The sequence below is a fragment of the Leifsonia psychrotolerans genome (assembly GCF_013410665.1).
GTDB classification, from domain to species: Bacteria; Actinomycetota; Actinomycetes; order Actinomycetales; family Microbacteriaceae; genus Cryobacterium; species Cryobacterium psychrotolerans_A.
This window is the reverse complement of the sequence record NZ_JACCFM010000001.1, coordinates 3,085,524-3,099,499: the sequence shown is the minus strand read 5'-3', so window position 1 is coordinate 3,099,499 and position 13,976 is coordinate 3,085,524. Positions and strand designations below refer to the sequence as shown.

General features: G+C 66.7%; 13 protein-coding genes. 2 read left to right on the top strand and 11 right to left on the bottom strand.

The annotated features are described in order from the left end of the window. Window positions 1–106 precede the first annotated feature (106 nt). From HNR05_RS14170 to HNR05_RS14135, 8 genes are all read right to left on the bottom strand, one after another. The gene (locus tag HNR05_RS14170) at window positions 107–898 is read right to left on the bottom strand and encodes a sulfite exporter TauE/SafE family protein (RefSeq protein ID WP_179579732.1); all 792 of its coding nucleotides are present in this window, start codon (window positions 896–898) and stop codon (window positions 107–109) included. Window positions 899–976: 78 nt separating this feature from the next. After that, a complete protein-coding gene (locus tag HNR05_RS14165) occupies window positions 977–2,590 on the bottom strand; it encodes a gamma-glutamyltransferase family protein (RefSeq protein ID WP_179579731.1) in 1,614 nt (537 codons plus the stop codon). A 5-nt stretch (window positions 2,591–2,595) separates the two neighbouring features. Further along, entirely contained in the window at window positions 2,596–3,483 is an 888-nt protein-coding gene (locus HNR05_RS14160; RefSeq protein WP_218868907.1) for an ABC transporter ATP-binding protein, read from the bottom strand. Then, window positions 3,480–4,322, bottom strand: coding sequence for an ABC transporter ATP-binding protein (locus tag HNR05_RS14155; RefSeq protein ID WP_218868906.1), 843 nt, complete (start codon window positions 4,320–4,322; stop codon window positions 3,480–3,482). The genes HNR05_RS14160 and HNR05_RS14155 overlap by 4 nt, the downstream gene beginning before the upstream one ends. Further along, entirely contained in the window at window positions 4,319–5,188 is an 870-nt protein-coding gene (locus HNR05_RS14150) for an ABC transporter permease (RefSeq protein ID WP_179579730.1), read from the bottom strand. The genes HNR05_RS14155 and HNR05_RS14150 overlap by 4 nt, the downstream gene beginning before the upstream one ends. After that, window positions 5,185–6,132: an ABC transporter permease gene (locus tag HNR05_RS14145; protein ID WP_179579729.1), complete on the bottom strand. Its 948-nt coding sequence runs from the start codon at window positions 6,130–6,132 to the stop codon at window positions 5,185–5,187. Before HNR05_RS14145 ends, HNR05_RS14150 begins: the two co-directional genes overlap by 4 nt. A 52-nt stretch (window positions 6,133–6,184) precedes the next feature. Next, on the bottom strand, window positions 6,185–7,831 hold the full coding sequence (locus HNR05_RS14140; RefSeq protein WP_179579728.1) for an ABC transporter substrate-binding protein: 1,647 nt from the start codon (window positions 7,829–7,831) through the stop codon (window positions 6,185–6,187). 137 nt (window positions 7,832–7,968) lie between these two features. Then, window positions 7,969–9,171, bottom strand: coding sequence for a M24 family metallopeptidase (locus HNR05_RS14135; protein ID WP_179579727.1), 1,203 nt, complete (start codon window positions 9,169–9,171; stop codon window positions 7,969–7,971). Between the two features lie 171 nt (window positions 9,172–9,342). Here HNR05_RS14135 and HNR05_RS14130 point away from each other — a divergent pair, with 171 nt between their 5' ends. Both HNR05_RS14130 and HNR05_RS17645 read left to right on the top strand, forming a co-directional pair. Next, window positions 9,343–10,104 carry a FadR/GntR family transcriptional regulator gene (locus HNR05_RS14130; protein ID WP_179579726.1) on the top strand — a complete coding sequence of 254 codons (762 nt, stop codon included), beginning with the start codon at window positions 9,343–9,345 and terminating at the stop codon, window positions 10,102–10,104. A 170-nt stretch (window positions 10,105–10,274) separates the two neighbouring features. Continuing rightward, entirely contained in the window at window positions 10,275–11,672 is a 1,398-nt protein-coding gene (locus HNR05_RS17645) for a response regulator transcription factor (protein WP_246318413.1), read from the top strand. A 103-nt stretch (window positions 11,673–11,775) separates the two neighbouring features. Here the strand turns inward: HNR05_RS17645 and HNR05_RS14120 are convergent, their stop codons facing one another. Genes HNR05_RS14120 through HNR05_RS14110 form a run of 3 tightly spaced genes read right to left on the bottom strand, consistent with a single transcriptional unit; the run spans window position 11,776 to window position 13,975 of the window. Further along, window positions 11,776–12,174 carry a Fur family transcriptional regulator gene (locus tag HNR05_RS14120; RefSeq protein ID WP_179579725.1) on the bottom strand — a complete coding sequence of 133 codons (399 nt, stop codon included), beginning with the start codon at window positions 12,172–12,174 and terminating at the stop codon, window positions 11,776–11,778. Then, window positions 12,171–12,971 (bottom strand): metal ABC transporter permease, encoded by an 801-nt coding sequence (locus HNR05_RS14115; RefSeq protein WP_179579724.1) that lies wholly within the window; start codon window positions 12,969–12,971, stop codon window positions 12,171–12,173. The genes HNR05_RS14120 and HNR05_RS14115 overlap by 4 nt, the downstream gene beginning before the upstream one ends. Further along, window positions 12,971–13,975 (bottom strand): metal ABC transporter permease, encoded by a 1,005-nt coding sequence (locus HNR05_RS14110; RefSeq protein ID WP_179579723.1) that lies wholly within the window; start codon window positions 13,973–13,975, stop codon window positions 12,971–12,973. The genes HNR05_RS14115 and HNR05_RS14110 overlap by 1 nt, the downstream gene beginning before the upstream one ends. Window position 13,976: the final 1 nt, after the last annotated feature.

Genomic DNA, 13,976 nt, shown 5'->3' with positions numbered 1-13,976 from the left:
GAATCCACCTTCCGCGCGGGTGTCCGGGTCGCCGTGCGGCGCATCCGGCCGTCACGGTTGACCCTGGCACGCCTCGCCACCGAAAGCGAGGTGTGCCCCGCGCCTGCTACCCGCGCAAGCCTGAGCGGCGGTCGACGATTTTGCGCTGCAGGTACTGGGCGAAAATGAGCGCGAGCAGGATCGAGAACATCACGTTGGACCAGAAGGGATCGATCCGGACGGCGATAAGCGTGCCGAACGGCGACATCACACTCGCGGCCAGCCCGACGATCAGCGCGGCGCGCAAGTCGACGTTGCGGCGACGCCAGTTCGCAAGTGTGCCGGATAGCGAGCCGGGAATCATCATCAGCAGCGAAGTGCCCTTGGCCACCAGGTCGTTCGCACCGAAGAAGAACATCAGCACCGGGACCACGATGATCCCCCCGCCGACGCCCAGCAGCCCGGAGAGGATGCCGGTCACGAAACCCGTCACTGCCAGCAGAATTCCGGTGAGCAGGGTCATGCCGATCTCGTTGTCGCGCTCGGGAACCACGAACCAGAGGCTCACGATCACCACGAGCAGGAACGAGAGGAAGAACCACTGCAGCAACTTGATCGGCAGCTTGGCCAGCAGCATGCTGCCGACCTGAGAGCCGCCGATGACTCCGACGGCGAGCAACCCGGCCGCAACCCAGTCGACATGCCCCTGGACGGCATAGCTCGTCGCGCCGACGATCGCGGCGGGCAGGATGGCGGCGACCGAGGTGCCGGCGGCCAGTCGCTGCGGCATGCCGAGAAGCAGCACGAGGGCGGGCACGATCATGATGCCACCGCCGATGCCGAAGAGTCCGGACATCAGACCTCCCAGCAGGCCGATGATCAGGAGGGGGAGGAGTCCCGGGCGGTGCTGGTTAGTCATCAGTTCTGTTTCTGTGCGTGTCGTCGGGGTGGGGGCTGCGCGGTCGGCGCGGGCTGGGCTCGAAGTGCTCATCGCGGCCTAGCCGTTGTCGTTGTCAGTGTCATTGTTGTCGTCGTCATTGTTGGAACCAGCGGATCCGCGGGCGCCGACGACGATCGCCGAGCCGTCCGAGCGCGGGTCACTCGCTGCCGTGTATCCGTCGGAGTCAACCCGAATCAGGTTCGAGTGTCCCAGCAGTTCGTCGTGGCGCGGCACGCTTTTGATCGCGAAACCGGCCTGCTCGATCGCGCTGCGCACGGCTTCGGGCACATCAGCTTCGACGGTTGCGGTGAGCCGGGTGTCCCCGACGTCTTGCACACCGATCACCCAGCGCGGCGCCGTGGTCGCTTCGTCGGGTGATGCTCCGGCGAGCGAGCGTAACAGAAGATGCGCGTGAATCTGCGGCTGGGCCTGCCCGCCCATGGTCGCAGCGACCCAGGCCAGCTCGTCGCCGCGCAGCACAAGCACGGGCATGAGCGTGTGCCGTGGCCGTTTGCCCGGCGCGAAGACATTGGGGGAGTCATCCTCGAGCGAAAACGAGGTTCCCCGGTTCTGAAACAGGATGCCCGTGCTCGGTTCGAGCACGCAGGCCCCGAACCCGAAGTAGACCGACTGCACGAGCGACACAGCCCAGCCATCGGCGCTGATGGTGCTGAGTCCGACGGTGTCGCCGGACGGCCGACCGGCTAACGCCACTTCGCTGTCGCCCAGCGGGCTCGCCTCCATAAGTTCGAGGCCGCTGAGCCCGCCGCGGCTCGGGTCGGCGAGAAGTTCGTCGCGCACGGCGTTATTGCGTGCGAACAGGGTCGCCGTGACACCGGCATCCGCCCCGAGGGGGTCGGCGACGCCCTGCGCCTGCACGGCCTGAAGTGTGCGCAGCAGCGAAAAGCCCTGAGTGTTCGGCGGACTCGTCAGCACCCGGTACGGCCCGAAATCGGCCTCGATGGCCTCGCCGCACTCTGATCGGTACGACGCCGTGTCGTCGAGGCTGATGGTCGAACCGAGCGCCCGGATGCCGGCCACCCAGCGCGCGGCCAGCGCGCCACTGTAGAACTCGTCTGGCCCACCCGCTTGGATGCCGCGCAGGGAGGCGGCGAGCTCCGGCTGGACGAGCGGCGACCCTTCTGCCAGCGGTTCGCCGCCAGGCAGGAAGACTGCCGCGCAGCCGGCATCCGTTTCGAGGTCTGCGCGCTCGTCGACGATGGCCGCGGCCACCGATCGAGCGGTCGGAACCCCGTCGGCGGCGTACCGCACCGCCGCATCGAGGTGCTCACTCCAACTGCGGGTTGCGCCCAGCGCGTGCAGCAACTCCCAACCGCGCACCCCGCCGGGGACGGTGATCGCGTCGACGCCGCGTGTCGGCAGTGCGGTGCCATGGCGCTGCTGCAGCACCTTCAGCTGTTGGGCGCGCGGCGCGGGACCCGTCGCGTTGATGAAGACCACGGTGCCGTCCGGTTTGCGCACGAGGGCCACGAGGTCGCCGCCGAGCGCCACGTTGTTGGGGTAGACGACACAGAGTGCTGCCGCCGCGGCCAGGGCGGCGTCGAGCGCGTTGCCGCCGACCTCAAGCGCGGCGGCCCCGGCCTCGGTAGCGAGGTGGTGCGACGTGGCGATGGCGCCGCGCGCGGTACGGGTTGAGTGTGCTGTCGACATCGCGTTCAACGAGTCCTCTCCAACGTCGATGGAACCGAGATGTTTCTGGTTGCGAAATTCGTGCGCGGCCCGACCCGCTCGGCTACGGCCTCCAGTACGCCAGGCTGACGCCAGTCCAATGAGGGGACGCTGTCGCGCAGGATGCGGGTGTACTCGTCGGTCGGATTCCCGAGCACCTCGGCCGTCACCCCCTGCTCGACGATGCGCCCGTGACGCATTACAACAACATCGTCGGTGAGGTGGCCGACCACCGCGAGATCGTGGGAGATCAGCACATAGTTGGTGCCCGTCTCGCGTTGCACATCAGCGAGCAGATTGAGGATCTGCGCCTGAATCGAGATATCGAGCGCGGCGACGGCCTCGTCGAGCACGATGATCTCTGGCTGCACGGCGAGGGCCCGGGCGATGGCCACACGCTGGCGTTGCCCACCCGACAGGTCGCGCGGCGTGCGCTCGCGCTGCACCGCGCTCAACCCAACCAGGTCGCACAGTTCGGCGATGCGTGCTTCACGAGCGGCCGCCGCCGTGACACCGTGGATGCGCAGCACTTCGCGCAGACAGGACGCGACGGTCTGCCGGGAGTCGAGCGAGCCAAACGGGTCCTGGTAGACCATCTGGGTGAGTTTGGCGCGCCGCCGCCTGGCCGCCGCCGACCGCGCGGGAATCGTCATGTCCTCTCCGCACACCGAGACGGTGCCGGCCGTCGCCTTCTCGACGCCCATCAGCATCCGGGCAATGGTGGACTTGCCGGAACCCGACTCGCCGACAATGCCGAGGTTGCGCCCGCTGGCCATGCTGAAACTTGCACCGTGCACCGCAACAATGTCGCGCCCGCCGCGCCGAAACACTTTGCGCAGGTCGCGCACCTCGATCAACATGTCATTCTCGGTCATCGCCCGGCCACCTCCTCATCGATTTCGGCCCGCAGCTCGTCGCTGATCGTGGCCAGTCGCTCCTGACCGCGCTCGAGGCTCGGCCGGGCGCTCAGCAGTGCCTGGGTGTACGGATGCCGCGACTCGTAAATTCGGTCGGCCGGAAACTCGTCGACGATGACGCCGCGATACATCACGTAAACCCGGTCGCACAGTGCCGCAGCCAACTCAAGGTCGTGGGTGATGAACATCATGCCGATACCGCGCTCGCGCACCTGTCTGCGCAGCAGTGCGGCGACTTCGGCCTGACGGGTCACGTCGAGGGCCGTCGTCGGCTCGTCGGCCAAAATCAGCCGCGGGTCGGTGGCCAGGGCTGCCGCGATCACCGCGCGCTGCAGCATTCCGCCCGAAAACTGGTACGGATAGGCCCGCAACTGGTGCTCGGGGTCGGTGATCCCCACCTCGTCGCAGAGTGCGTAAATGCGCGCGAGGGCATCCTTCTTGCTCATCCGACGGTTCGTGCGGAGTGCCTCGGTGAGAAAGTCACCGACCGTGTGCACGGGGTTCACGTGGGCGCGCGGGTCCTGGTAGACGATGCCGAGTTCGCGATCCCGAAAACTGCGGTAGGCCCTGCGGGAGAGCCGGGTCAGTTCAGTGCCTTCGTAGTCGATCGACCCGTTGGCGTTGATGCCCGTCGGCAGCAGCCCGGCGATCGCCTTGAGGGTCATCGACTTGCCGGATCCCGACTCGCCGATCACACCGACGATCTCGCCGTGACCGATGGTGAGGTCGATGCCAGAGACGATCACGTCGCCGGCATCCGTACGCAGCGTCAGGTTTGACACAGTCACAAGACTCATATCCGGATCTCCTTCACCTTGCCGACGCGGTCGGCGAGCCGGTCGCCAATGAGCGACACCGCGCACACCGACAGGATGATTGCGGCACAGGCGAATGCGGATTCTTCCCAAAAGCCCTGCAGCAGTCCGCGCTGGCCTTCGGAGACCATCAGACCCCAGTCGGCTGTCGGCGGCTGGACCCCCATGCCGAGGAACGACATGGCGGCGAGGTCGATCATGGCGTAGCCGTACGAAACGGCGACCTGCGCCATCGCGGTGGGCAGCACGGCCGGCAACACGTGGAACAGTGCGATGCGCCAGCGGCTCTGCCCGACGCCGAGGAGCGCGTCAATGTAGGGCAGCACCATCTCGCCGACCGCGACATTCCGCACCATCCGGCCGATGTACGGCACGTAGGCGATGGCCAGCGCGACAACGACCGGGGTGATTCCCGCCCCGAACATCGCGACCGCAAGAATGGCCAGCAGCATGCCGGGGAAGGCGAAGCCGATGTCGAGCAGGCGGCTGAGCAGCCGGTCGACCACTCCGCCGACGACGGCGGACACGATTCCGATCGTCGTTCCCAGCACGCCGGCGACGAGCACGATCACCGCGGGGGCGACGAGGCTGGTGCGTGCGCCGAACAGGATGCGGCTGAAAATGTCGCGACCCGAGCTGTCGGTTCCGAGAATGGCGCCCGGCTCCATCGGCCGATAGGTGCGGTTGAAGTCGGCCACCGTCGGATCAATCTGGGTGAGCAGGGGAGCCAGTGCCGCGGCCGCCACGAACACGGTGAGCATGCTGATCGCAACGATCAACGGGATGTCACGCCGACGGCGGACACCGGGCAGCCCGGCCGGCCGCGCGCGCAGAAGAGTGGTCGTCATCGGTTCACCACCCGCGCCCGCATACGCGGATCAACCGTCACCTGCAGAATGTCGACGAGGAGCGCCACGACCACCACGAAGGCGATCAGCAGCAGGGTGATCGCCTGCACCACGGCAAAGTCCTTTCGAAGCACCGTCTCGGTCAACAGCATTCCGATGCCGTCGAGCGCGAAGGCCTTTTCAATCACGATCGAGCCGACGACCAGGCTCGTCAGGGTGACGCCGACGACCGTCGCGATCGGCGTGAGGGCGTTGCGGACCACGTGGTGGGAGATGGTGCGCGCGCGGGGGAGACCCCGACCGATCGCGGTCTGCACATGGTCGCGCTGCGCTTCCTCCCGGAGGGCGGAGCGGGTGACCCTGACCACGTAGGAACCCGACGAGATCGTCAGGGCGATCACGGGCAGGGTCAGGTGGTAGATCCGACTGCCGAGGTCGTCGCCGACCCCGAAGGTGGGGAACCAGCCGAGTCCGACGGCGAACAGTGAGATCAACAGCAGCGCGGCGACGAATGACGGCACTGCGACGCCGACCGAGGTCACGCCGAGCAGCACGTCGCCGAGGCGACGGCCGCCGAGCGCCGACACCACACCCAGCCCGACGCCGACAACGACAATGACGACCAGGCTCATCCCGAGCAGCAGCGCGGTCGTGCCGAGGCGCGGCTCGATCAGGTTCCAGACGGCGTCCCGGTAGGTGATCGACTGGCCCAGGTTGCCGGTGAGCACATCGCCCAGCCAGGCGATCCAGCGGAACAGGAATGGCTCATCCAGGTGGTACTGCTCGCGCAGCGCCACGATGGTCTCCGGACTGACCGTGCGATTGCCGATGAGGATCGCGATGGGATCCCCGGGGGCGAGAAACAGCGCCCCGAAGATGAGCAGTGACGACGCCAGAAGTGTCGCTGCCCCTTCGGCGAGGCGGATGGTGATGAATCGAAACATGGTTCTCTCCGGGTGGGGCGGCGTCACGCCGCCCCACCGAGATCGTCCTTCCTTACGGGGTGCCGATATTCGCGGCCCACGGGTAGTAGAGCGCCGCACGAGAAGCCGTTGCGCCGGTGATCCGATCGTTCATGTACACCCGGTGTTCCGGCGTCACGATGGTGATGAGCGGCAGGTCCTCGACCAGGCGCTTCTGACCGTTGATCAGCAGTTCTGCGCGTGCCGCATCGTCGGTGGTACTGAGTGCCTGGCGCACGCTGTCGGTGAGCACCGGGTCGTCGTATGCACCGTAGTTGTAGGCGCTGAGCGGCGTGAACTCGCTCATCGACACCACGGGGTCACCGACGCCGGCACCGTATTCCTGCACGAAGAAGGCGTCGAAGCCGGCGCGGGCCGCTTCGTCGAAGTAGAGCTCGGTGAAGGATGTCGTCGGCATCGTCGTGAAGGTCAGGTCGAGTCCGGCCTGCTTCGCCGCAGCACCGAGAATCTCGGCGGTCTTCGCCTCGGCCTCGCTGTCGGCCGGCATCGCGATGGTGAGGCTGGTTCCGGTCAGGTCGTTGTCGGCGATGAGCTTAGTGGCGGCCGCCACGTCGAACACCGGGGCAGGAAGCGCGTCGAACGCGGCCTGCCAGGCATCCGTTTCATAACCCCAGGCGCCGGGCTGGATCGGGGTGAGCGATGCCGTCGCTGTTCCCCGGAAGACGGTCTTCGCGATGGTGTCCCGATCAAGCAGCAGGCTGAGCGCCTGGCGCACGGCCAGATTCTGCATCGGGCCGATCTTCTCGGTTGGTCGAATGGCCATCCAGTCTTGCGAGATTCCGAGCGAGAGCGTTCCCGTCGTGGACTTGGCGAGCGTCTCGGTTGCCGAGAGCGGCGTCGCGTACGTGCCGTCGAGGTCACCGGAGACCAGGCTGTTGGTGATCGTGGTCTCGTCGGTCACGAAGCTCAATGTCAGCTGCTTCACCAGCGGAACCAGCTCCGGGTCCCAATACTTCTCGTTCTTCGTCATCGCGATGCTCGTACCGGAGCGCCAGGAGTCGAAGGCGAACGGGCCGGTGCACATGATGCCGCCTTGTGCCGTTCCGTAGGCTTCGCCCTGCGTCTCGACGAACGCCTTGCTGCCGATCACCCCGGCCGCGGTGCCGAGCATCCGCTCGAACAATGAGTCGGGCTGGCTGAATCGCACGGTGACGTCGGTGGCCGAGGAAGCAGTGATCGACTCGACATTGTCATAGAACGGAACACCCCAGTACGAGCCGGCATCGACCTCGAGATGGCGGTTGAGACTGAAAGCCACGTCGTCGGTGGTGAGGGGAGTGCCGTCCCAGAATGTGACGCCTTGGCGAAGCGTGAACACCGTCGTCAGCGCGTCGGGGTGGTCGATCTTCTCGGCCAGGGCCGGACTGAGGCTCAGATCTTCGTTCTGACGAATCAGCCCCTCGCACATGTTCGCCAGAGCAAGGTTGCTCGAGTCGTCGTAGGCGTAAATCCAGTCGAGCGAGGTCGGTTCGCCGGTCTCAATGTTCCATTTCACCGTGTCGACCTCTCCCTGACCGGCTGGCGTCGTTGCCAGTCCGCGGGGGATGTCAACGGCGGATTCGGCGGAGTTGGGCCGGGGTGCACCGGAGCATCCGGTGAGGAAAAGCGCGGGGACGACCAGTCCGGCCACGGCAAGACGTGCTGCGCGTGATCGTTTCATGGGAATGTTCCTCTCGTGTTGGTACGGTGTTCGGAAGGTCCTGCGGGACGGGGAGGGACGGGGAGGAATGGTGCGGGTGCTGCGGGTTCAGCAGATGCAGCGGTGCTGCGGTGCTGCGGGTTCTGTCGAGAGGCGGCTTAGGAGGCGCGCCAGAAATCGCGCACCGCGACGAGGTCTTCGACCCCGTCCGGCGTGATGACGAGGTTGCGTTCGTAGGTCGCCCCGGTGTCGCCGACGAAGCAGAACTGCTCGACCGACACGACCATGCCGGCCTCCAGCACGAGTGCCGATTCGTCGCGAATCCACGGCGCCTCGAAGCCGAGTCCCAGGCCGTGACCTCGCGCGGCGAACTCGGCCTTCTCGGGATCGACGCCGGCAGCGCGCAGCAGGGCTGACCCGGCCAGCGCGGCGTCGCCGAGCACGACGCCCGGACGTAAGGCCGCAACGACGGCATCCACCGTGTCGCGGGCGAGCCGGTATGCGTTGTCCTGATCGGCGGTCGGGAGCCCGCCCACGACGACGCTGCGCGCCAAGTCAAAGAAGTACCCGGCGAAACTGCCGCTGATATCGACGGTGAACAGGTCACCCTCGACGAATTCACGCGTGCTGTGAATGGGGAGGCGGTTGTCTTCACAATCCCCGGCCGCCTGGAAGGTGTACACGAAGGCGTTTGCCAGCACGGCCTCGCGGCGCGTGACGACTTCGGCCATGGCCGCTACGACTTCTGCCTCGCGGGCACCGGGCCTGATCCGGGCGAAACCGGCTTCCAGCGCCTCGTCGGCGATCGCCGCAGCCGCACGCAGCAACGCGATCTCGGCCGCGGACTTGCGCAGACGCAACGACTCGACGATGGCGTTGTCTTCGCTCACGGCCAGGGCCGCGTAGGCAGGCTCGACCGCGAGGTGCAGCGCATGCTTACCCGACATGGCATCGGTGGCGACAAGAACGAGCGAGCGCACAGCGGGCCGGGAGGCCAGCGCTGCAGCGATATCGCTCACCAGTGTGCGTGGGCCGACGCCGTGGCGAAACACCGATTCAGTGATCCCGAATGCGGCATTTTCGGCGCCTTCCTCGTCGGAGAACAGCACGACGTCGGTGGCTGTGACAAGCACCGCGCAGAGACCGCGGTCACTCCACACGCCGTCAAGGTCCCGGATCGTTGGGAACACCGGGTAGTAGCCGGTGAGGTAGCGCACGTCGGCGTAACGATCAACAGATCCACCCCCGCGACCCCACACGAGTGCGGCATCCTGCCCGCTTTCAGAGAGGCGCGAGCGCAGGGCTGTGATTCTGGAAGAATATTCCTCTGCAGAAATGAGATCTCGGGGCATCGCGTCCATTCGCTTCCTTGCGTCGGGGTGGGGGTGCTCGTGCGTTGTGCTGCTGATTTTCACTTGGTTAGTCCAACAGTCAATTAGTTCTGTAATCTAGGGGATGATCGACGACGCGTCAATGTCACCCAGTACGCTCGCAACTGAAACCACCGCCCGGCGATACCCACGGAGGAAGCAATGCTCGACTGGAGCCAGTTCCGCCCCGCTGAGTCCATCTCGCTGCCTGACCGCATCTCGATTGACATCGAGCGACTCATGCTGGATGGCAAACTCACCGAGGGCGACAAACTGCCGTCGGAGCGCGAACTCGCGTCGATCTTCTCGACATCGCGCGTCTCGCTGCGGCAGGCTCTGCGTGAGCTTGAAATTCGCGGGCTGATCGACCGCAAGCCGGGCCGGGGCACCACGATCTTGTCGCGTGGCCATGCGGCATCCTCCGAGTCGGGCCAACTCGCCAATCGGCTCACCAAGCTCGAGCCTGAGATCGCACAGATCATCGAGTTCCGTGCTCTCATCGAGCCACCAACCGCCGCACTCGCCGCCACGCGGGCAACCCCGCGCGACATTGTGCAACTCGAGGAACTTCTGGCGTCGATGACGACAGACATCTCAACCGATCGCTACGTCGAGTTGGATAAGGCATTTCACCAGGCAATCTCGCGCTCGACCTACAACCCTCTTCTGTCGGCCGTGAGCGAACGTCTCGCCCACGATGTCGCGCCGGTGCGCGACGCCCGGATGCAGTCAGACCAGCGCCGCCTCAACTCGATGCAGGAGCACGAGGAGATCCTCGACGCGATCCGCAGTCATGACTCCGAGCGCGCTGAGATCGCGGCCCGTTTTCACATCGAATCAATCTCCGCCGAGATCTCGCGGCGCCTGAACACTGCCGACCCGTCGTCCGCCACCGCCGAAGCGATTCCGCCCGCCCAGGCGTGACGCCCCGGGCGGCCCGGCCCGGTGGTAGCCGTTCCGCCCCGCGCAGGTTGTGGCGCAGGGCGCACGGTACAGGGTGCGCCGTGCGCCACAACCTGCGCGAGTCGCAACTCGCGCACGGCAGCGCACACCGGCCGTCATAACCGAAGGCAATCGACCGTTATCCTGTCCCCATGGGGGAAACACCGGTCCGTACCTCGCCCTTGGCGCGGTCACTTCATGTCGCGCTCGTACTTGTGGCGGCGACCGCTGCACTGCTCGGCGGGGGACTCTTTGTCTTCGGCGCGGGCGAGTTCGACTGGAGCGTGCAGCTCTATCTGGGCATCTACATCGTCTATCTCGCCGTCGGCGTGACCGCCTGGTGGCGGCGCCCGGGAAACCGCATGGGCACAATCATCATCATCGGCAGCTTCGCCGTGCTGATCGCCGGATTCGGCAACACCTCCGTGCCGACTTTGCATGCGATCGGCGCGATCGGTGCAACCCTCGTGCTCGCCGTGTTGATCCACCTCCTGCACGCCTTCCCGTCCGGACGACTGCGAGGCGCCGCATCCAAGACAATCGTGATCGCCGCCTACGCCAACTCCGTGCTGCTGCAGGCGCCGAGCTATCTCTTCATTCCGGATGTCGCCCCGAGCTTGCACATCACTGCTTTGCCGGCCGTCGCCACCGCCGCCGACCTCGCCCAGAGCTTTGTCGGGCTACTCATCACCCTCGCGACCGCCCTGGTGCTGGCGCGCCGCATGCACAACGCAGACCACTCGCACCGCCGCGTTCTGATCCCGCTTTTCGCCTACGGGTTGTTCGCCGTGCTGTTCATTCCGTTCAGCTCTGGTGTGCTTGAGGGGCTCTTCGGGGTCTCACCCACCCTCCGTGGGGTACTGCAGCTCATCATGCTCGGGGGAGTGCCGATCGCCTTCGTGCTCGGCATGATTCGCGGCGGATTTTCCCGCACCGCCGGACTGACCGAGCTGGGCAGCTGGCTGGGTTCAACCGGCACCGAGCGCAGCCAGCTCAACGAAGCACTGTCGCGCACGGTGGGCGATCCCACGCTCGAGATCGCGTATTGGGTCGACGAACGCGGCACCTACATCGACGCCCAGGGTGCCCCCGTCGCTCTGCCCGCCGCCGCCGAACGCCGTGCGGCCATCGATATCGAACTCGACGGGCGCCTCATCTGCGCCATCATTTACGACACCGGGCTCATCGCCGATGCCGACAGCGTGCGCGCGGCCGCCCGACTCGTGGCGCTGGCGCTCGATCGGGCCAGGCTCGCGGCCGAACTGAACGCGAGCGAACGCGCGCTGGCCGACTCGCGCGAACGCCTGAAGCGAGCGGATGCGACCCGGCACGACGGCGGCAACAGCGTCGAGGCGCTCACCCGCCGCCAGCGCGAGGTGCTCGCTCTGATTGCCGAGGGCCGCAGTAACGCGGCCATTGCACGCGAGCTCGTGCTCACCGAGAAATCCGTGGTCAACCACGTCTCCCGCATTTTCGATGCACTCGACCTTCCCGTCGAGGCCGACGACCACCGTCGGGTGCGCGCGACGGTGCTGTACCTGTCGCGCTGACGAGGCTGCGGATGCAGCGTCAAGCTCGCGCAGCGTCAGACGTGCGCAGCAGCCGCCAGACGTGCGCAGCGTCAGGCGTGCGCAGCGTCAGGCGTGCGCAGCGTTAGACGTGCGCAGCAGCCTGCGTGCACCCGGCACAGAGGCCGAACACGTCGACGACGTGGGCCGCCTGCGTGAAGCCGTTTTGGGCCGCGACGTTCTTCGCCCAGGTCTCAACCGAATCCGCTTCAATTTCGACGGTGAGCCCACACTTGCGGCAGATCAGGTGGTGGTGATGATCGTTGGTGCTGCAGGCACGGTACAGGCTCTCGCCCTCGGGGGATTGCAACGAATCGGCATCGCCCGTCGCGGCGAGGGTGGCCAGAGCGCGGTAGACCGTGGCCAGGCCGATCGGTGACCCCGTGGCGTGCAGCGTGGCATGCAGGCCTTGCGCGCTCACGAAACCCTCGGTGTGGCCGAGGGCCTCCCGCACCGCCTCCCGCTGCCAGGTGTTTCGCTTCATGCTCTCAACCGTAACCGTCCCAGCGAGCGAAGGCCGAGCGCCACCAGAAAGAACCCAGCCGCCACCAGCGCAATCGCGGGCCCGGCAGCCACGTCGAGCCCGCGCGAGAGCAGCACGCCACTGAGCCCGGATGTCGCGCCCACGATGGGCGCGATCACGAAAATTTGCCGGGTGGTTCGGGCCACAATCCGTGCGGCCGCAGCGGGCGCGGCGATCAAGGCGATCGCGAGGATCGCACCCACCGCGGGCATCGCCGTGACGACCGTGGCCGTGATCAGGGCAAGCACGAGCAGTTCGATCGGCCATTCCCGGTAGCCGGCCGCGCGAAACCCGCCGCGGTCGAAGGTGCTGAACAGAATCTCTTTGCCGAGGAACACAATGGCCGCCGTCGAGACCACGAGCACACTGCCCACGAGCAGGATGTCGCCGGTCGAGACCGTCAAAATCGAGCCGATCAGAAACGAATCAACCTGCACGGGCAGCGAAGGGTTGAGCGTCTGCAGCAGCACCCCGAGCGCGAATCCGGCCGTGAGAACGATGCCGGAGGCGACTTGGCTACCTTGCCGGTTCGTGCGCCCGATCAGGGTCATGATGCCGACAATGGCGACGCTGGCCAGGGCCGCGCCCAGGGGAATGCTGATGCCGAGCATTGCCGCGGCGACCGCGCCAGGGAACGTCGCGTGGGTGAGCGCCTGCGCGAAGAAGGTGCGCTGGCGCAACACGACGAGCGTGCCGACCAGGCCACTGAGGGCACCGATCAGAACGGCGGCCAGAAGCGCTTTCTCGAAGTAGCCCATCAGCGTGCCACCGGCTTGTCTGCGGGGGAGATGCTGGCCTGTGTGGCCGTGTCCGTGGCCGTGTCCGTGGCCGTGCCACCGGCGCCACCGAGCCGATCCCCCCGCCGGGCACTGCTGCGGCCCCGGCGTATCCGGTTACTCACGAGGCGCGCCACGAGCGCCACGGCGTAGCCCGCCACGAGCACGAGCACAACCGTCGCTCCGCTCGGCAGGTCGATGCCGGCCGAGACGGATGCCTCGAAGCCGAGCGTCAACCCCAGCCACGCGGCCAGTGCGGCGAATCCGGCCGCGATCGGGAACAGCAGCCATAGCCGCACGGTCACCAGCCGCGCGACCGCGCCGGGCACGATCAGCACGGCCAACACGAGCAGGTTGCCGACCGCACTGGATGCCGCGACAACGACGAGCGCGATAGCCACGTTCAGCACGAGGTCGAGCACGAGCGGCCGGTAGCCGGTTGCCGCGCTGCCGGTGCGGTCGAAGGCGCGAAAGACCTGCTCCTTGAGAGTGAGCGCCACGAGCAGCAGCGCGATGGCGCAGATCACGATGGTCTGCACGACCTCGGTCGGGGTGACGGTGAGCAGTCGCCCGAAGAGCAGCGCCTCGAGTTGGCCGGCATAGTCGGATTCCTGCGAGACCACGATGATGCCCACGCTGAACATGGCGGTGAGAACGATTGCGATCGCGGCATCCGATGAAACGGCCGTGCGCACCAGCAGGGTGAGCACCACCGCGGCAATCACGGCGGCAATCATCGCCCCGATGAAGAGCCCGTCGCGTCCGCCCCAGACAAAACCGATGGCGATGCCCGGAAAGACAGCGTGCGTGAGGCCGTCGCTGATGAATTCGAGGCCGCGCAGGTTGACGAGCACGCCCACGACACCCGCGACGAGGCTGAGCACCAGCAGTACCGTCAGCGCCCGTGCCATGAAGGGGAACGAGAACGCGTCGACGAGGGGGAGTCCGACCGCGGGCAGCGCAGCGAGGTGCGCGAAAGCACCCATC